Annotated in this window: 15 protein-coding genes; 10 read left to right on the top strand and 5 right to left on the bottom strand. The window is 55.4% G+C overall.

The annotated features are described in order from the left end of the window. Positions 1 to 246 precede the first annotated feature (246 nt). From xni to queF, 3 genes are all read right to left on the bottom strand, one after another. Complete coding sequence (gene xni, locus IAE30_RS25580; protein WP_200681240.1) at positions 247 to 1002, bottom strand: flap endonuclease Xni; 756 nt, start codon at positions 1000 to 1002, stop codon at positions 247 to 249. Positions 1003 to 1040: 38 nt separating this feature from the next. Further along, positions 1041 to 2396, bottom strand: a complete 1356-nt coding sequence (gene ppnN, locus IAE30_RS25575; RefSeq protein ID WP_038645118.1) for a nucleotide 5'-monophosphate nucleosidase PpnN — start codon at positions 2394 to 2396, stop codon at positions 1041 to 1043. Between the two features lie 186 nt (positions 2397 to 2582). Next, positions 2583 to 3428 carry an NADPH-dependent 7-cyano-7-deazaguanine reductase QueF gene (gene queF, locus IAE30_RS25570; protein WP_200578516.1) on the bottom strand — a complete coding sequence of 282 codons (846 nt, stop codon included), beginning with the start codon at positions 3426 to 3428 and terminating at the stop codon, positions 2583 to 2585. A gap of 62 nt (positions 3429 to 3490) precedes the next feature. Between queF and syd the strand changes: the two genes are divergently transcribed. The 4 genes from syd to IAE30_RS25550 all read left to right on the top strand — a co-directional run bounded on the left by syd (position 3491) and on the right by IAE30_RS25550 (position 6193). Then, the gene (syd, locus tag IAE30_RS25565; protein WP_038645120.1) at positions 3491 to 4039 is read left to right on the top strand and encodes a SecY-interacting protein; all 549 of its coding nucleotides are present in this window, start codon (positions 3491 to 3493) and stop codon (positions 4037 to 4039) included. A 589-nt stretch (positions 4040 to 4628) separates the two neighbouring features. After that, the gene (locus IAE30_RS25560; RefSeq protein WP_200681239.1) at positions 4629 to 4955 is read left to right on the top strand and encodes a YqcC family protein; all 327 of its coding nucleotides are present in this window, start codon (positions 4629 to 4631) and stop codon (positions 4953 to 4955) included. After that, positions 4955 to 5734 carry a tRNA pseudouridine(65) synthase TruC gene (truC, locus tag IAE30_RS25555; protein ID WP_038645124.1) on the top strand — a complete coding sequence of 260 codons (780 nt, stop codon included), beginning with the start codon at positions 4955 to 4957 and terminating at the stop codon, positions 5732 to 5734. Before IAE30_RS25560 ends, truC begins: the two co-directional genes overlap by 1 nt. Positions 5735 to 5746: 12 nt before the next feature. After that, positions 5747 to 6193, top strand: coding sequence for a flavodoxin (locus tag IAE30_RS25550; RefSeq protein WP_038645126.1), 447 nt, complete (start codon positions 5747 to 5749; stop codon positions 6191 to 6193). Between the two features lie 126 nt (positions 6194 to 6319). On the opposite strand, the gene garD is transcribed toward IAE30_RS25550, so the two are convergent. Further along, a complete protein-coding gene (gene garD, locus IAE30_RS25545) occupies positions 6320 to 7879 on the bottom strand; it encodes a galactarate dehydratase (protein WP_038645127.1) in 1560 nt (519 codons plus the stop codon). Between the two features lie 506 nt (positions 7880 to 8385). Here garD and IAE30_RS25540 point away from each other — a divergent pair. The 6 genes from IAE30_RS25540 (at position 8386) to IAE30_RS25515 (ending at position 15379) form a co-directional block, all read left to right on the top strand. Further along, on the top strand, positions 8386 to 9732 hold the full coding sequence (locus tag IAE30_RS25540; RefSeq protein ID WP_038645129.1) for an MFS transporter: 1347 nt from the start codon (positions 8386 to 8388) through the stop codon (positions 9730 to 9732). Between the two features lie 9 nt (positions 9733 to 9741). Next, a complete protein-coding gene (locus IAE30_RS25535; RefSeq protein WP_200681238.1) occupies positions 9742 to 11088 on the top strand; it encodes an enolase C-terminal domain-like protein in 1347 nt (448 codons plus the stop codon). Positions 11089 to 11098: 10 nt separating this feature from the next. Next, positions 11099 to 12430: a glucarate dehydratase gene (gene gudD / locus IAE30_RS25530; protein ID WP_045833710.1), complete on the top strand. Its 1332-nt coding sequence runs from the start codon at positions 11099 to 11101 to the stop codon at positions 12428 to 12430. Between the two features lie 52 nt (positions 12431 to 12482). Beyond that, the gene (gene garL, locus IAE30_RS25525; RefSeq protein WP_038645135.1) at positions 12483 to 13250 is read left to right on the top strand and encodes a 2-dehydro-3-deoxyglucarate aldolase; all 768 of its coding nucleotides are present in this window, start codon (positions 12483 to 12485) and stop codon (positions 13248 to 13250) included. A 19-nt stretch (positions 13251 to 13269) separates the two neighbouring features. Next, the gene (gene garR, locus IAE30_RS25520; RefSeq protein WP_034823058.1) at positions 13270 to 14154 is read left to right on the top strand and encodes a 2-hydroxy-3-oxopropionate reductase; all 885 of its coding nucleotides are present in this window, start codon (positions 13270 to 13272) and stop codon (positions 14152 to 14154) included. 85 nt (positions 14155 to 14239) lie between these two features. Beyond that, on the top strand, positions 14240 to 15379 hold the full coding sequence (locus IAE30_RS25515; RefSeq protein ID WP_045833709.1) for a glycerate kinase: 1140 nt from the start codon (positions 14240 to 14242) through the stop codon (positions 15377 to 15379). Positions 15380 to 15575: 196 nt separating this feature from the next. Here IAE30_RS25515 and barA read toward each other — a convergent pair whose 3' ends face one another. Further along, positions 15576 to 18305: a two-component sensor histidine kinase BarA gene (gene barA, locus IAE30_RS25510; protein WP_038645139.1), complete on the bottom strand. Its 2730-nt coding sequence runs from the start codon at positions 18303 to 18305 to the stop codon at positions 15576 to 15578. Positions 18306 to 18337 lie beyond the last annotated feature (32 nt).

Here is an 18337-nt window from a genome sequence, read left to right as displayed (position 1 = left end):
GGACTCACGCACTTGCCGATCCTGCTTCATACTTTGCACTACAGCGGCGTTAGCTGCGCTTGTTCGCTCCGGTCACATACTGGCGTATGCTCCCGGGGACTCACGCGCTTGCCGCCTTGCTGTAGCACAAATTATTTCGCAGGATCTCCGGGGGTATCATTATAAAGGCGCAATTTTTTGCACCTATCACCTATCACTAATCGAGAGATTGGTGAGTTTACTTGGCTGGGGGGCTGCACCCGGCATTCACGCCTTATACCGCAACGTATTTAAATTCCCCTGCAGAACCAAATCGTGTTTAAGCGTTGAGACCTGGCGGCAAATCTCAGCTATCTGCTGATGATCGCGCAATTTTTTCTGCCACTTTTCAGGAATCTGGTCGAACTGCTGATAAATAGCTTCAAGGGTGCCGAACTGCGTGAGTAAATCGCGGGCGCTTTTAGGGCCAATGCCGGTGACGCCGGGAATTTTGCTGCTGCTGATGCCGCACAATCCCCAGTAATCAGGTAATTGTGCAGGCGTGACGCCAAACTCGTGCTCGATGAAAGGCACGTCCAGCCAGCGTTTCTGGAAATAATCACGGATGCGGATATTCGGCGCTAAAAGCTGGCAATAGCCTTTGTCGGTGGAGACGATAGTTGCCTGATGTCCGGCATCGGCCATTTTCACCGCCAGCGTGGCGGCGAGATCGTCGGCTTCATCGAGATCGGCGACCCAGCAACGCACGCCGACAGCCTCAAAGGCCTGCTGGATAACGGGCATCTCCATCTGCAAATCATCCGGCATCGGTGGGCGACCCGCTTTGTAATCGGGTAGCAGCTGATGTCGCCAGCCAGGGTGACGATCGTGGCTATCAAATACCGCGACGACGTGCGTCGGTTGCGTGTGGCCTAATAGCTGATTCAGCGCTGCGATGCAGGCTTCGCGGCAGGGCGTGCCTTGCACGGCATGCAAACGGCGGATCAGGTTCAGCGCATCAATAATCAGAAGATGAAACGACATAGTGATAGTGGCAGCCCGCAGGCTGCCTTCCTGATGGGTTATTTAATGATTTCGTAGCAGGGGATGTAGGCGCTGCCTGGCAACTTCATACGCTGCTGAGCGACGAAGCCCTGCAGCAGTTCATCCATGCGATGCATAATGTCGGCGTCGCCGTGCAGTTTGTAAGGCCCCTTCTCGCGGATTTCGCGAATGCCGACCTCCTTAACGTTGCCGGCAACAATACCAGAGAAAGCGCGACGCAAATCTGCAGCCAGTTTTTCCGCTGGCTGGTTCGGGAACAGTTTCAGGTTAGCCATGTTTTCGTGCGTCGGTACAAACGGTACCTGCAACTCTGGCGCGATGCGAATCGACCAGTTAAAACTGTAGGCATCGCCAGTTTCGCGACGATACTCTTTGACCTGCGGCATGGCCTTCTTCATCAGACGTGCCACTTCAGCAGCATCATCAATGATGATCTTATAGTGCTTACGCGCGGTTTCACCCAGCGTATTAACGATGAAATCATCCAGCACCCGGAAGTAGTCGGCGCTCTCTTTCGGGCCGGTGAGAATCAGCGGCAGGACCTGGTCGCTGTTGTGTGGATTCATCAGGATCCCCAACAGATACAGCAACTCTTCTGCGGTGCCGACACCACCCGGGAAGATCACGATGCCATGCGCAATACGCACAAACGCCTCAAGACGCTTTTCGATATCCGGCATGATGATCAGTTCATTCACCAGCGGATTTGGTGGCTCAGCCGCGATAATTGACGGTTCGGTCAGGCCAATGAAACGACTGTCGTGGTAGCGTTGCTGTGCATGACCCACTGCGGCACCTTTCATCGGCGCTTCCATCACGCCAGGCCCACAGCCGGTGCAGATGTTGAGTTCACGCAGGCCCATTTGTGTGCCAACATTGCGGCAATACTGATACTCCACTGCGTTAATCGAGTGACCACCCCAGCACACCACGGTATTGGGATATTCACCAATGTGCAGCGCGCGCGCGTTACGCAGAATTGAAAACACCTGATTCGTGATGTGAGCGGAATCGTCAGCGTTTTTATGATCGCTGCGCTCAAGTTGGCCATTCACAAACAGAATATCGCGTAGCACGGCAAACAGGTTGGCCTGCAATGAGCGGATAATACGGCCATCAACAAAGGCTTCTTCCGGCGGATTAATCAGTTCGAGTTTGACGCCGCGCTCACGGCGCAGCACGTTGATGTCGAAATTTTCAAAACGCGAGAGCAGTTCCTGACTACTGTCGGTCTGGCTGCCGGAGTTGAGCACCGCGAGTGAGCAGTTGCGAAAAAGCTGGTAAAGGTCGCTGCTGGCCGTTTGCTTCAGCATGTCGACTTCCAACTGGGAGAGCAGATCCATTGAGCCAAGCGGGCTGATATGTGTAATCAAGAGAACTCCTTTACACGCAAATGCGTGACGGGTGACGCTGCGCTTAACTTGCTGAACGCAGTGACGAAAATCCTTCGGAACGCAGGTTTAGACCTTAGCGCCTTTGACAGAGTAACGTTGTCCGCAGTGAATGCTCAAGTGGAACCGCGCATCCGTGCTGCGGCCTGCGAGGCGTCTCGCAATCTGTTACTGGCGTACCAGGCGGGAAAACCCAGGAGAGAAGGGAACGTTGCTGCGCCACGGATTAATATCCAGTCCACCGCGGCGCGTATAACGTGCATAAACGGTCAGGGATTCTGGTTGGCAAAAGCGCTGAATGTCGTTGAAAATGCGCTCAACGCACTGTTCATGGAACTCATTGTGCTGACGGAATGAGATCAGGTAACGCAGCAGGGCTTCACGATCGATACGTGGGCCTTTGTAGCGAATCATTACGGAACCCCAATCAGGCTGATGGGTGATCAAACAGTTGGATTTCAGCAAATGGCTCACCAGCGTTTCTTCCACCACTTCACTGCCCGCGGCCTGCGCTAAATAATCGGCGTTAAAAGCATAGTCGTGAATCTCGATATCCTGCTCGTCGATGACATCGCCATTGAAATGGCCGATTGGCTGGCCTTCCACTTCGCCCAGACGGAACAGTGCCACGCTGACTTCGCCATTGGCGCAGGCGCGCAGATCGCGCTCGAGTGTCTGGCGCACCTCGCCCCAGTCCGCGAAACGCGTCTGGTTAAAGCTGTTAAGATAGAGCTTAAAGCTCTTGGACTCGATCAGGTTTTCGCTATCAGCGCGCAGCACCACTTCGCCCACCGCCACCTGCGGCACGCCCTTGCTGTTGAGCCAGGAGAGTTCGTACAGCGTCCAGATATCTGCGCCCTGGAACGGCAGATTATCCGGGTAGAGCCCCAGCGGTTCGCGATTCAGGCTGCGCGGCACCGATTGCAGCAGCGTGTTATCGTAACGATCAACATAAGCCGTGGGCTTACCTAACGTCAGGCCGCTTAACGCCTGATCGCGGTTTTCAGAAGACATATCGGTTACCACTAAATTCCATCAAAGTGGCTAAGTGTAACCGATCACAAGCGAGAAGAAGAATGATGCAACAAACCGCAGACGCCCTGCGTGAGTTTACCGCCCATTATGTGCAACATTGGCAGCAGCAGGCTGGACATCTGCCGGCAAGCACGGATCTACTGGGGGTGCCATCCCCCTGTATTGTCAGCACACTGGATGATCGTGTGTTGTGGCAACCACAACCGTTCACCTTGCCAGCCACGCTGGAAGCGGTTGAGCGTGCACTGGATATCCAGTTGCAATCGGAAATCAGTGCTTTTTACACGTCGCAGTTTGCCGGGGATATGACCGCAACCTTTCAGCAGCAGCAGATTACCTTGTTACAGGTGTGGAGCGAATCAGACTTTACCCGCTTGCAGGAGAATCTGATTGGACATCTGATCATGAAGCGCCGCTTAAAACAGAGTCCAACATTATTCATTGCGACGACTGAATCGGAGCAGGATGTGATTGCTCTGTGTAACCTTTCCGGTGAAGTGATTCTGGAACAGCCTGGTAGTAAAAAGCGTCAGGTACTGGCTGCGAGCATTAAGATATTTCTTAATGATTTACAACCGGTTAGTGCCTGAGTGACAGACTTCGCTGGCGAGGCTTGTAAGAGATCTCTCACATTAGGTGTGAGAGATCGCTAGATCATTTTGCAGCCATCCGGAAAACAAGGATGTAAAAATATTGTGAATCATAAGCTTATGGCATCACTCCTAAAATTAGTAGTGTGAGAAATCTATTAACGCGTCTTACTAACTTGTTATTACGATGGTTTCTGACAGAATAGTCACCACTGGCAGGATGCTGGGGATGAAGAGACGTTCAGGAGAATGTCAGCCAGGAGGCGGGAACGTAACGGAGTTTACGGCACATGGAAGGCTTCTGGATGAAGCAGGACACTCAGGATTGAGTCAGGGACACCTCCAGGACGGAGAATGAGAGCCACGCGGATGGTGGTGGGCCAGGATGCTAAGGATAACTGTCACGATGACAGGCAATGGAAAGCAGAGGACGAGTTGTCATGGATGAGCAGGGAGCACAGCGGTGGCGGGAATGCTGCGAACGAAACCGGGAGCACTGTAATCACAGTGCTCCCTTTTTTTATGCCTTTTTTGCACGTTGAACGACTAATGGTATGCTTGCCGCCCAATTTTTCTCTGGAGGTAGCGTATGTCGTCGCAAATGATTATTCAACAGCTGCAGCAGATCGAAGCGGTGATGCGCGAACACGGCCACTGGCAGACGCAATCCCCTGAGCCGGCAGCCTTCGCCAGTACCGAGCCTTTTTGCCTCAATACCATGGAGCCGCTGGAGTGGCTGCAGTGGGTACTCATCCCACGTTTCCATGCGTTAATCGAAGCCGGTGCGCCGCTTCCGCAAAATTTCTCTGTAACGCCTTACTATGAAGTGGCGTTACCTGCCACCACACCCGGCCATGCGGTCCTGTTGCTGACATTAGGCCAGTTCGATGCGCTTTTTCAGGACCCGACCTCTTAATGCTGGAAATCCTTTATCAAGATGAATGGCTGGTCGCCGTCAACAAACCGTCCGGCTGGCTGGTGCATCGTAGTTGGCTCGATCGCGACGAAAAAGTGGTGGTGATGCAAACGGTACGCGATCAAATTGGTCAGCACGTATTTACCGTGCATCGCCTCGATCGCCCCACCTCTGGCGTGCTGTTAATGGCGCTCTCCAGCGAAGTGGCGCATTTACTGTCACAGCAGTTCGAGCAGCATAAAATGCAGAAGACCTACCACGCGGTGGTGCGAGGTTGGCTGGATGGCAGCGCGACGCTCGACTACCCGTTGGTCGAAGAGCTGGATAAGATTGCCGATAAGTTCGCGACGCAGGAACGTACGGCACAACCTGCCGTCACTGATTATCGCTCACTGGCGCAAGTAGAAATGCCGGTGGCGATCAGCCGTTACGACAGCGCGCGTTATACCCTGGTGGAGATGTCGCCGCATACCGGCCGTAAACATCAGCTTCGCCGCCATATGGTGCATCTGCGCCACCCGATTATTGGTGATAGCGCCCATGGTGATTTGCGGCAGAATCGGGGTGCAGCAGAGCACTTTGGTATGAATCGATTGATGCTGCATGCCAGTGCGCTGAGCCTGACGCATCCGGTCACCCGAGAACCTCTGGTGATCCGCGCCGGGCTCGATCGCGTCTGGCAAGGCATGCTGCAACAGTTTGGCTGGCAGCATCAGATCCCTGAGGTTCCCAGGGTTGAGTTTGCCGACGAGGCAGTCCAGGATAAGCCAACAGAATAAAGGAGCGGCAAGATGGCAAAGATTGGCATTTTTACAGGTACGGTTTACGGCAATGCATTGCTGGTGGCGGAAGAAGCGCAGCCGGTACTAGAAGAGCAGGGCCACGAAGTTAAAGTTTTTGAGGATGCCTCACTGGCGGATTGGCAGGCTTACAGCCAGGAGGTCATTCTGATTGTCACCTCCACCACTGGACAGGGCGACTTCCCGGACAATATTGCCCGCTTGTATGTGCAGGTACGCGATGAAGTGGGGTATCAGCCAGCGTTGCGCTACGGCGTGATTGCGCTGGGTGACAGCAGCTATGAAAACTTCTGCGGCGCGGGCAAAACTTTTGATGCCACCTTGCAGGAACAAAGCGCCAAACGCATCGGTGATGTGTTGCTGGTGGATGCCACTGAAGATCCAGAACCTGAGTCAGTGACCACGCCGTGGGTCGAGAGCTGGGGTAAACTGCTGTAATTCTGCCTTCGCTTTGGTTCTTGCAAGCGACCATAGGCAATCTAAAGAGCCTGAAAATGAGGTGATGATTTTTCAGGCCCCTCAGAGTGTTCCCCTCCCCGATGTTGGGAGAGGGGCAGATGACCCTCAGGTCACCGGTGCCGGATTAAACACCGCCAGCTGATTGCGAATACCCCAGCGATCGGACCAGGTTTGTTTGCGACCACTGGCGATATCCAGAATCAACTCAAACAACCGCCAGCCCACCTGCTCAATACTCTCCTCGCCGGTAGCAATAGTGCCCGCATTGATATCCATCAGATCGTGCCAGCGCTCAGCCAGCGCATTGCGCGTCGCCATTTTAATCACCGGAATCGCAGCCAAACCGTAGGGTGTGCCGCGTCCAGTAGTAAACACCTGCAAGGTAATACCTGACGCCATCTGCTGGGTGCCGCAGACAAAATCACTGGCCGGTGTCGCTGCGTAGATTAAACCGCGTTGAGTCGGGCGCTGTCCGGGTGACAGCACTTCTACAATCGGACTGCGTCCTGATTTGGCAATCGATCCCAGCGCTTTCTCCACCACGTTCGCCAGCCCGCCTTTCTTATTCCCCGGCGAGGGATTGGCGCTGCGGTCGGTTTGGCCCTGGCTGAGATAATCGTCATACCACGCCATCTCTTCCAGCAGACGTTTACCCACATTTTCATCGACCACGCGCGGCGTCAGCAGATGTATTGCATCACGCACCTCTGTGACCTCAGAAAACATCACGGTGGCGCCGCAGCGCACCAGCAAATCCGAGGCAAAACCGACTGCCGGATTGGCCGTCACGCCGGAAAACGCATCGCTGCCGCCGCACTGCGTGCCAATCACCAGTTCTGATGCCGGGCAGATTTCGCGCTGGCGCTGATTAAGCTTCTTCAAATGGCGTTCGGCGACCTGCAGAATTTCATCGACCATCGCGCCGAAACCGACATGCCGTTCATCCTGCAAACGCACAATGTCATGATCATCCAGCGAGATGGCCTGCACATCCGGCGTGCCGGTCAGCAGACGCTCCGGCTGTAATTTCTCGCAGCCGAGACTGACAATCATCACTTCCCCCCCAAAATTGGGGTTCAGCGCGAGGTTATGGATAGTGCGGATCGGCACCACCGCAGCGGGCGCATTAATCGCTACACCACAGCCATAAAGATGATTGAGTGCCACTACGCCATCCACGTTGGGATAGCGTGGCAGCAGATCGCGCTCGATCATTTGCACCACGTAATCCACTACGCCAGCCACACAGTGCACGCTGGTGGTAATACCGAGCAGATTGCGTGTTCCTACGCTGCCATCGGCGTTGCGATAACCCTCAAAGGTGTAACCTTCGAGCGGTGGCAGAGCGGGGGGCACATTGTTCGCCAGTGGCAAACTGTTGAGCGGAGGCGCTTCGGGTAGCGCCACCAGAGATTCTTCAATCCAGCTCCCTTGCGCAATCGGGCGCAAGGCGGTGCCAATCACTTCGCCGTAGCGCAGGATGACGCCGTTTTCAGGAATATCCACCAGCGCCACTTTATGTCCCTGCGGGACATGTTCCGTCAGCTGCAGGCCATCTTCAAAGCGGGTGCCAGCCGGCAATCCCTGATTGTTGACCACGATCGCCACGTTGTCGGCATCGTGTACTTTTATATAAAGCGGTTTCTCTGTTAGCGGTCGGTTCATTGCTCACCTTCCAGTGCGTCGCGCTGTGCATGGCAGCGCGTTGTAAATGCTTCTATCACGTCATCATTTTTTGCCAGCCTCAGTATATGCAGGGGTATTGGCCAGCGCATTGTGCAACTGACTGGCTTTTGGTGGTTTTAATCGCGGAGTTTGGTTCGTTTATCCAAATACAAGTGAACAGACTCACAAAGCGCAGGTTAGCTGGCTGCTTCTTAATCAATTCATGGGTGAAAAATCAGGTTCCGTGAGCTACGCCGCAGGGATATGTGCAATTGCCATAAAAACAGCATGAATCAATGCTCATCATCATGCTTTCTTCCAATGCCTCGTGGTGGGGCTGTTCCTATACTGATTCTCGTTCTTCAACGTTTGGTTATTCGTCACGACGCATCATCGTTTTGCCATAACAACAATCGCCGTGTTTAACCCGACATCATTCTGATACCCAACGCGATGTGTATGCAGTCAGAGTGGATGTAGCGTTCGCTATATTTCAGGAGTGCATCATGAATAGTTTCAGCCAGACAGCGGAAGCGGTGCAAAAACGCACCAACGCCCGTTACTGGATTGTGGTGATGTTATTTATCGTCACTTCATTCAACTACGGTGACCGTGCAACCATTTCGATTGCCGGTTCCGCGATGTCTAAAGATATCGGCCTCGATTCGGTCGGTCTGGGATATATCTTCTCCGCCTTCTCATGGGCGTATGTCATCGGTCAGATTCCTGGCGGCTGGCTGCTCGACCGCTTTGGATCTAAACGCGTTTACTTTTGGAGTATTTTCCTCTGGTCGCTGTTTACTCTGCTGCAGGGGTTCGTAGACCTGTTCAGTGGTTTCGGCATCGTGATCTCACTGTTCCTGCTGCGCTTTCTGGTTGGCCTGGCGGAGGCACCTTCCTTCCCGGGTAACAGCCGCATTGTGGCAGCCTGGTTCCCGGCGCAAGAGCGTGGCACCGCCGTCGCGATTTTCAACTCGGCACAGTATTTCGCCACGGTGATCTTCGCACCGATCATGGGCTGGCTGGTGGCGGAAGTGGGCTGGGCGCACGTGTTCTGGTTTATGGGCGGACTGGGCATCATTCTCAGCTTCGTCTGGCTGAAGTTCATGCATGATCCGAACAATCATCCGGGCGTGAATAAGGCTGAGCTGGAGTACATGGAACAGGGCGGCGCGCTGATCAATATGGATGCCAAAAAAGCCGACCGCAAAGTGAGCTGGGATGAGAAGTGGTATCAAATCAAACAGCTGCTCTCGACTCGCATGATGTGGGGTATCTATCTCGGACAATATTGCGTTAACGCACTGACCTACTTCTTCATTACCTGGTTCCCGGTGTATCTGGTACAAGCGCGCGGCATGTCGATTCTGAAAGCAGGCATGATCGCCTCGATTCCCGCTATCTGTGGCTTCCTCGGTGGTGTGTTAGGTGGCGTGATTTCCGATTACCTGATGCGCAAAACCGGTTCGCTGAATATTGCGCGTAAGACGCCAATTGTGGTCGGCATGCTGCTCTCCATCAGCATGGTGATGTGTAACTACACCGAAACCGAATGGGTGGTGGTGCTGTTTATGGCATTGGCGTTCTTCGGCAAGGGCATCGGTGCGCTGGGCTGGGCGGTGATGGCAGATACCGCACCGAAAGAGATCAGTGGATTGAGCGGTGGCTTGTTCAACATGTTCGGCAACTTCTCCGGCATCGTCACGCCCATTGCTATCGGCTACATCATCGCCGCTTCCGGTTCTTTCGAAGGTGCGCTGATTTATGTCGGCATCCACGCCTTTGTTGCTGCGTTTAGCTTCCTGTTCATTACGGGTGATATCAAACGTATTGAACTGAAACACCGAGCATAAGGACGAACTATGAATACGCAAAGTAGCCCGGTGATCACCGATATGCAGGTGATTCCGGTTGCCGGTTACGACAGCATGTTGCTGAACATTGGTGGAGCGCACAGCGCCTGCTTCACCCGCAACATCGTGGTATTGACCGAAAGTGATGGTCATACCGGCGTCGGTGAAGCGCCGGGTGGCGAAACCATTTACCAAACCCTGGTAGAGGCGATTCCACAGGTCAAAGGCCAGCAGGTGGCGCGCATGAACCGCCTGGTGCAGCAGGTGCACAAAGGCAATCAGTCGGCGGATTTCGATACCTTCGGCAAAGGGGCCTGGACCTTCGAACTGCGCGTCAACGCGGTGGCGGCGCTGGAAGCCGCACTGCTGGATTTACTGGGCCAATGTCTGGGCGTGCCGGTGGCAGAACTGCTCGGGCCGGGACAGCAGCGCGATGAGGTCACGGTACTCGGTTATCTGTTCTATCTCGGCGATCGTCGCAAAACCGATTTACCGTACCTGACCGGCGAAGGTGCCAGCCATGACTGGTATCACCTGCGCCATCAGGAAGCCTTAACGCCGGAAGCGGTGGTGCGTTTAGCCGAAGCGGCGCAGGACAAATATGGATTCAAAGATTTCAAACTGAAGGGCGGCGTATTGCCGGGTGAGCAGGAGATTGAATCCGCGGCCGCACTGAAAAAACGCTTCCCGGATGCACGCATCACTGTCGATCCCAATGGTGCCTGGACGCTGGATGAAGCGATTGGCTTGTGCAAAGGCATGGGTGATGTGCTGACCTACGCCGAAGATCCGTGCGGTGCCGAACAGGGTTATTCCGGCCGTGAAGTGATGGCGGAGTTCCGACGCGCCACTGGATTGCCGGTCGCCACCAATATGATCGCCACCAACTGGCGCGAGATGAATCACGCGGTGATGCTCAATTCGGTGGATATCCCGCTGGCCGATCCGCACTTCTGGACGCTGAGCGGTGCGGTGCGCGTGGCGCAACTGTGCGACGACTGGGGCTTAACCTGGGGTTGCCACTCCAACAACCACTTCGACATTTCGCTGGCGATGTTTACCCACGTTGGCGCTGCCGCACCGGGCAAACCGACAGCTATCGATACCCACTGGATTTGGCAGGAAGGCGATCAGCGCCTCACTAAAGAGCCGCTGCAAATCCGCAACGGCAAAATCGCGGTGCCGGATAAGCCCGGCCTCGGCGTTGAGCTGGATTGGGATCGTCTGCATCAGGCCAATGCCCTCTATAAATCACTGCCAGCGGGCGCACGTAATGACGCCACCGCGATGCAGTATCTGGTTCCCGGTTGGTCATTCGACCGCAAGCGCCCGGCCTTCGGTCGCCGTCATGCATAAGGAGCAGGAAATGAGTCAGACCCCGAAAATTACATCGTTGCAAGTCATTCCGGTGGCCGGTCACGACAGCATGTTGCTCAATCTGAGCGGCGCACACTCGCCGTTCTTCACCCGCAACATCGTCATCATCAAAGATAACTCAGGCCATACCGGCGTCGGGGAGATTCCGGGCGGCGAAAAGATTCGTCAGACGCTGGAAGATGCTGCGGCGCTGGTGGTGCAAAAAACCGTAGGCGAGTACAAGAACATCCTCAATCTGGTACGCAGCACCTTTGCGGATCGCGATTCGAGTGGCCGTGGTAACCAGACGTTTGACCTGCGTACCACCATCCATGTGGTGACCGGCATTGAAGCGGCGTTGCTGGATCTGCTGGGTCAGCATCTGGGCGTCAACGTTGCGTCACTGCTGGGAGATGGGCAGCAACGCGATCGCGTGGAGATGCTGGGTTACCTGTTCTACGTCGGCGATCGTAAGAAAACCTCGCTGCCTTATCAGAGCCAGGAAGATGAGAAATGCGACTGGTATCGTCTGCGTCATGAAGAGGCATTGACGCCAGATACCGTAGTGCGTCTTGCCGAAGCCGCCTATGAAAAATATGGCTTCAACGATTTCAAACTCAAAGGCGGCGTGCTGCGCGGTGGCGAAGAAGCCGAAGCCGTCACTGCTCTGGCGAAACGCTTCCCGCAGGCGCGTGTGACGCTCGACCCTAACGGTGCCTGGTCGCTGAATGAGGCGATTCTGCTCGGTAAACAACTTAAAGGCGTGCTGGCGTATGCGGAAGACCCCTGTGGCGCTGAGCAGGGCTATTCCGGGCGTGAAGTGATGGCGGAATTCCGTCGCGCGACTGGCTTGCCAACGGCCACCAACATGATTGCCACCGACTGGCGTCAAATGGGCCACACGCTGTCGCTGCAATCGGTGGATATCCCGCTGGCCGACCCGCATTTCTGGACCATGCAAGGTTCGGTGCGCGTGGCGCAGATGTGCCACGACTTCGGCCTGACCTGGGGTTCGCACTCCAACAACCATTTCGATATTTCGCTGGCGATGTTCACCCACGTAGCCGCTGCTGCGCCAGGCGCCATTACCGCCATCGATACCCACTGGATTTGGCAGGAGGGCAACCAGCGCCTGACCAAAGAGCCGTTCCAAATCAAAGGCGGCATGGTACAGGTGCCGCAGAAACCCGGTCTCGGCGTCGAGCTGGATATGGATCAGGTGATGCAGGCTAACTCGCTGTATCAGAAACACGGTTTGGGCGCGCGTGATGATGCGCAAGCGATGCAGTACCTCGTGCCGAACTGGACTTTCGATAACAAGCGTCCTTGCCTGGTGCGCTAACGTTTCCGGCGCTCCGTGCGGGCGCCTGTTGTAACCGACTGGAGTAATCACAATGAGCAATGCCTGGCCGAACACTTTTCGTCGCCGTTTACTGGCAGGGGAAACCCTGATTGGTAGCTGGTGCGCGCTTGCTAGCCCGATTTCCACCGAAGTTCTGGGCCTGGCGGGCTTTGACTGGCTGGTGCTGGATGGCGAGCACGCGCCAAACGACATCACCACCTTTATCCCGCAGTTGATGGCGCTGAAGGGCAGCCACAGTGCGCCGGTAGTGCGTCCGCCGTGCAATGAGCCGATTATCATCAAACGCCTGCTGGATATTGGTTTCTATAACTTCCTGGTGCCGTTTGTGGAGACCGAGGAAGAGGCGATTCGCGCCGTAGCGTCAACGCGCTATCCGCCAGCGGGCATTCGCGGCGTGTCGGTTTCGCATCGCAGCAACATGTACGGCACGCTGCCGGATTACAACGCCACCATCAATGACAACATCACCGTGTTGGTGCAAATCGAAACTCAGCAGGCCGTGGATAACATCGACGCGATCGCGGCCGTTGACGGCGTGGATGGCATTTTTGTCGGACCGGGTGACTTGTCTGCCGCACTCGGCTATCTCGGCCAGCCTGCGCATCCTGAAGTGTTGAAAGTGATTAAACACATTTTTGAACGTGCCAAAGCAGCAGGTAAACCCAGCGGCATTCTGGCGCCGGTGGAAGCTGACGCACGTCGTTATCTGGAATGGGGTGCCACCTTCGTTGCTGTGGGCAGCGATCTGGGTGTTTTCCGCAACGCCACGCAGGCGCTGTGCGACAAATTTAAGAAATAACTGACGAAGGGGAAAGGCAATGAAAATTGGATTTATCGGCCTCGGTATTATGGGCAAACCGATGAGTAAAAACCTGGTGAAAGCCGGTTATTCGCTGGTGGTGCGTGACCACAACGTTAGCAACGAAGCTGAACTGGTGGAACTGGGCGCCACCGTGGCGAAAACGCCAAAAGAGGTCGCCGAACAGGTTGATGTGGTGATCACCATGGTGCCGAACTCACCGCAGGTGAAAGAGGTTTGCCTCGGCGCCAACGGGATTATCGAAGGCGCGAAGCCTGGCCTGATTGTGATCGACATGAGTTCGATTGCGCCACTGGCCAGCCGTGAAGTGCACGATGCGCTGGCAGAAAAAGGCATCAAGATGCTGGATGCGCCGGTCAGTGGTGGCGAGCCGAAAGCGATTGAGGGCACGCTGTCCGTGATGGTCGGTGGCGATAAAGCGGTATTCGACCAATGCTACGACATCATGAAAGCCATGGCGGGTTCCGTGGTGCACACCGGTGATATCGGTGCAGGCAACGTGACCAAGCTGGCGAACCAGGTGATTGTGGCGCTGAACATCGCGGCGATGTCCGAAGCGCTGTCGCTGGCAACCAAAGCCGGTGTAAACCCAGAACTGGTCTATCAGGCGATTCGTGGTGGGCTGGCAGGCAGCACGGTACTTGATGCCAAAGCGCCAATGGTGCTGGATCGTAACTTCAAGCCGGGCTTCCGCATCGATCTGCACATCAAGGATTTGGCGAATGCGCTGGACACTTCACACGGCATTGGCGCGCATCTGCCGCTGACGGCTGCGGTGATGGAAATGATGCAGGCACTGAAAGTCGACGGTAAGGGCACTTCTGACCATAGTGCGCTGGCTTGCTATTATGAAAAATTAGCTCAGGTCGAGATCACCCGGTAGTTTGCCTGTCCGGTGTCTGCGGATGCCGGACTGCTCACTGCTTTAGCAGGACGGAATTCCGTCACCCATCGCGCTCGGATTGCCTATGAAAATTGTCATCGCACCGGATTCATATAAAGAGAGTTTGTCTGCCCTGGAAGTGGCTGCGGCGATTGAAGCGGGATTTAGCGAGATTTTTCCCGACGCCGAATACGTGAAAATACCGGTCGCCGACGGTGGTGAAGGCACGGTAGAAGCCATGGTGGCGGCGACGCAAGGAAGTATTGTCAGATTAACCGTGACCGGACCGCTCGGCGCGCCGGTTGAAGCTTTTTACGGATTATCCGGTGATGAGCGCAGCGCATTTATCGAAATGGCGGCAGCCAGCGGTCTGGAACTGGTGCCGGCCGCGCAGCGTGACCCGCTGATCACCAACTCTTATGGCACCGGCGAGCTGATTAAAAACGCGCTCGATCGCGGTGTTGACCACATCATTATTGGTATTGGTGGCAGCGCCACGAACGATGGAGGATCCGGCATGATGCAGGCGCTGGGCGCTCGCTTGCTGGACCAGCAGGGCAATGAGATTGCCTTTGGCGGCGGCGCACTGCCGCAGCTGGCGCGGATTGAAATCGATCAGCTGGATAAACGTATTCAGCAGTGCCGCATAGAAGTGGCCTGCGATGTTACTAATCCTTTGACCGGTGAAGAAGGTGCCTCGGCGATCTTTGGTCCACAAAAAGGAGCCACGCCGGAACTGGTGCATCAACTGGATAACGCGCTGGCGCATTACGCTGAGATTATCCATCGCGATTTAGACATTGATGTGCTGCACATTGCGGGCGGCGGTGCGGCGGGGGGCATGGGCGCGGCACTGCATGCGTTTTGCCAGGCCGAGCTGCGTCGCGGTATCGAGATCGTCACGGAAGCCCTTGAGCTAGCGGATCAGGTGCAAGATGCCGATCTGGTGATTACCGGCGAAGGACGCATTGATAGCCAGACGATTAACGGCAAAGTGCCGATTGGTGTGGCGAAGGTGGCGAAGCAATTTAACAAGCCGGTGATTGGCATTGCGGGCAGTTTAACCGCAGATGTTGGCGTGGTGCATCAGCACGGGCTGGATGCGGTTTTCAGTGTGCTGTTCAGCATTGGCTCGCTGGAGGATGCGTTAGCCAATGCGGCGCAAAATGTGCGACTGACCGCGCGCAATGTGGCGGCAACGATCAAGGTGGGGCAGGCCTTATAGATGCGGCTGATCGCGCGCAATGTCGTGGCAGTGAACAATGTGGGGCTGGCCTTACAGGCGCGGTCACCTCACCCTAACCCTCTCCCGTGATCGGGCGAGGGGGACTGTTGGTTGCGATGATGGAGGCGACGAGTCATTCTTTAACCTGGCTCGTTTAACTCTCTTTGGTGAGTGGCAGAGGGCATGAAACGTTCCCTTATCCCACGCCCAACACTTTCCTGGCCTCACGCGCCACGTTCGCCATCTCATCACTCAATTCCAGCAATTCCGGCTCCAGCGCTTCGATATCACTCTCCTGATGCAGACTCTTCTCCAGCTGCTGACACAGCTGTTTCAGTCTGGGCACGCCGCTGTAGCTGGCGCTGCCGTGCAGCTTGTGGATGATCTCGCGCAGGCCATTAACATCATTACTGGCCATGGAACTCTCCACGCGCGCCTCCACTTCCGGCAGGAAATCCAGCAGCATCTGCAGCAGATCGCGCGCCAGATCCGGTTTGTTGGCGGCCTGACGCAGTGCCAGCGCCCAGTCGAGCGACGGCGCAACATCTGGCAGCGGTGTGGGTGCCGCCGTGGGGTTCGGGGCATAACGCTGCAACAGCTGGCTCAGTTTGCCTTCGTCAATCGGCTTCGCCAGATAATCATTCATCCCGGCACCAATCAGCTGCTGGCGCTCGCCATCCAGTGCATGTGCAGTGACCGCGACAATCGGGGTATTCGCATGCAGCGGCAGGCTGCGAATGATTTCACTGGCGCGAATGCCGTCGATATCCGGCATCTGGATATCCATTAAAATCACATCCAGCTTGTGTAACCGCGCCTGGCGGATGGCCTGTTCAGCGTTGTCGCACAGAATGATGTGCTGAACCTGCTCCTCCAGCAGCGCACCAATTAATTTCAGATTGGCAGGATTGTCATCCACCGCCATCACCGTCAGCGGCTGGCGGGTACTGTGCGGTAAGGCATCGTTATGCAAACTGTGTAAATCCAGCAGCATCGGCAACAAGCGCGTCAGTGAGACGGGTTTGGCGATACAGCCGGCGATGCCACGTGCGCGCAAATCGTCGGCGAACAGCATCATCTCGCTGGGCAGCGCCAGCAGTACCGAATCGGCATGCGCGCGCAGCCGCTGAATTAACGCATCCGGCAGCGTGGCAGGGTGAGGATCGTTCACCGGCAATCCCATCAACAACAGCGGGAAGCGGGTATCCGGCAGCGCTTCCAGTGAAGTGAAATGCTGAACCTGCAGCGGCGTGATGCTGAGCATCTCCTGTACCGCTTTCGCCACCGCAGCATGGGGTTCGATATAGGCTAACGGGATGGCACGCAGATCTTCCAGCATGCGCGGGATGGGCGGCGCGTTGGGATTGAGATCGAGATGAACGTGCACCCAGAAAGTGGATCCCTGATTTTGACGGCTGTGGAATGCAATCTCTCCGCCCATCTCCGACACCAGTTTTTGCGTGATCACCAGACCCAAACCGGTGCCGCCGTGGCGGCGGGAAATACTCGCATCGGCCTGACGGAACGCCTGGAACAGCTGTGACTGTTGCTGCTCAGAAATGCCAATGCCGGTGTCGTGTACCTGAATTTCCAGTTCAACGCGCGTGGTGCTCAGGCTACGCAGCTCAACACGCAAATCGATGTGCCCCTGCTCAGTAAACTTAATGGCATTACCAATCAGGTTAATCATGATCTGCTGTAAACGCAGCGGGTCGCCAATCACATTATCCGGCACCTGTTTTTCCAGACAAACGGTGATCTCCAGCCCTTTGTCATGTGCTGAAGGTGCCAGCAGCACCAGGGTTTCATCCAGCGTGGCGCGGAGCGGGAAGGGGATCGATTCCAGCACCAGCTTGCCGGCTTCGAGTTTCGAGAAATCCAGCACATCGTTGATGATGCTCAGCAGGTTATTGGCCGAGCGCTCAATGGTGCTCATATAATCGCGCTGGTTGGTGCTCAGTCCGGTTTTCAGCATCTGACGGGTAAAGCCAATCACTCCGTTGAGCGGTGTTCGTAATTCATGTGACATATTGGCGAGGAATTCTGATTTGATACGCGCCGCTTCCTGCGCGCGCTTCTTTGCCAAATCCAGCTCGACGTTTTGAATCTCCAGCTGTTCCAGGGTTTCACGCAGATCGTACGTGGCCTGATCGATATTCTGCTGCATCTCTTCGTGATAGGCAGTGAGCGACATCGCCATGGCATTGATGCCGTTTTTCAGAATGCTCAGTTCGCCCAGCATATAGCCATCAACGCGGCTGTCGAGTTGGCCGCGACGGATGCGGTCAACGGTGGAAACCATGTTCCGAATCGGCCCGGTGACGTCGCGCATCAGACGATAGGCAAACAGCATGGCGATGCACAAACAAAAAAGTAAGAGCAAAGTGGCCACAAACACCTCTTTGTACTGCTCCAGCCGCACCGATTGCAGATCGAGTTCAATGGCCACATACCCCAACGGATTCCCCGCGGGTTTGGCATCTTCACCGGGCAGTTCGTCTACGGAATAGCGTTCGGAGATAATCGGGGTTCGCAGCACCATCAAATTGCCGTGGCGCTCCACCGATACACCATCTTCCAGCGTCGAGATGTCTTCTTTTTGCAATAACGCGAGGTTTTGGTTGTTGTTCGAGGTGACGTAGATGTGATTGTTGTTGTCGAAAATGGTAATGGCACGGACAATATCGGAATGACGACGATGCAGCAGGCTGACCAGCTCGCGAATCGCATCACGATTGTGCCAGGTCATGCCGTATTCGCTGGAGACAGCCAGCGGTTCAATAATGTTCGATCCGGCATCGCGCACCTGATGTTGTAATTCGTTATAACGGTGCACCACGAAGAAGGTACTGAGCAGCAGACCAATCATTAACGTTGGCGCCAGTATCAAAATCATCATTCGCGCCCGCAGGCTATATTTGGTCATAATTGTGGCCTGGCAACTCCTGGCATTGATAT

It is taken from the genome of Pantoea sp. S61 (assembly GCF_016625145.1).
Taxonomy (GTDB): Bacteria; Pseudomonadota; Gammaproteobacteria; order Enterobacterales; family Enterobacteriaceae; genus Pantoea; species Pantoea rwandensis_B.
Note: the sequence above shows the minus strand (reverse complement) of the source record. Positions and strands in the feature narration are given on the sequence as shown.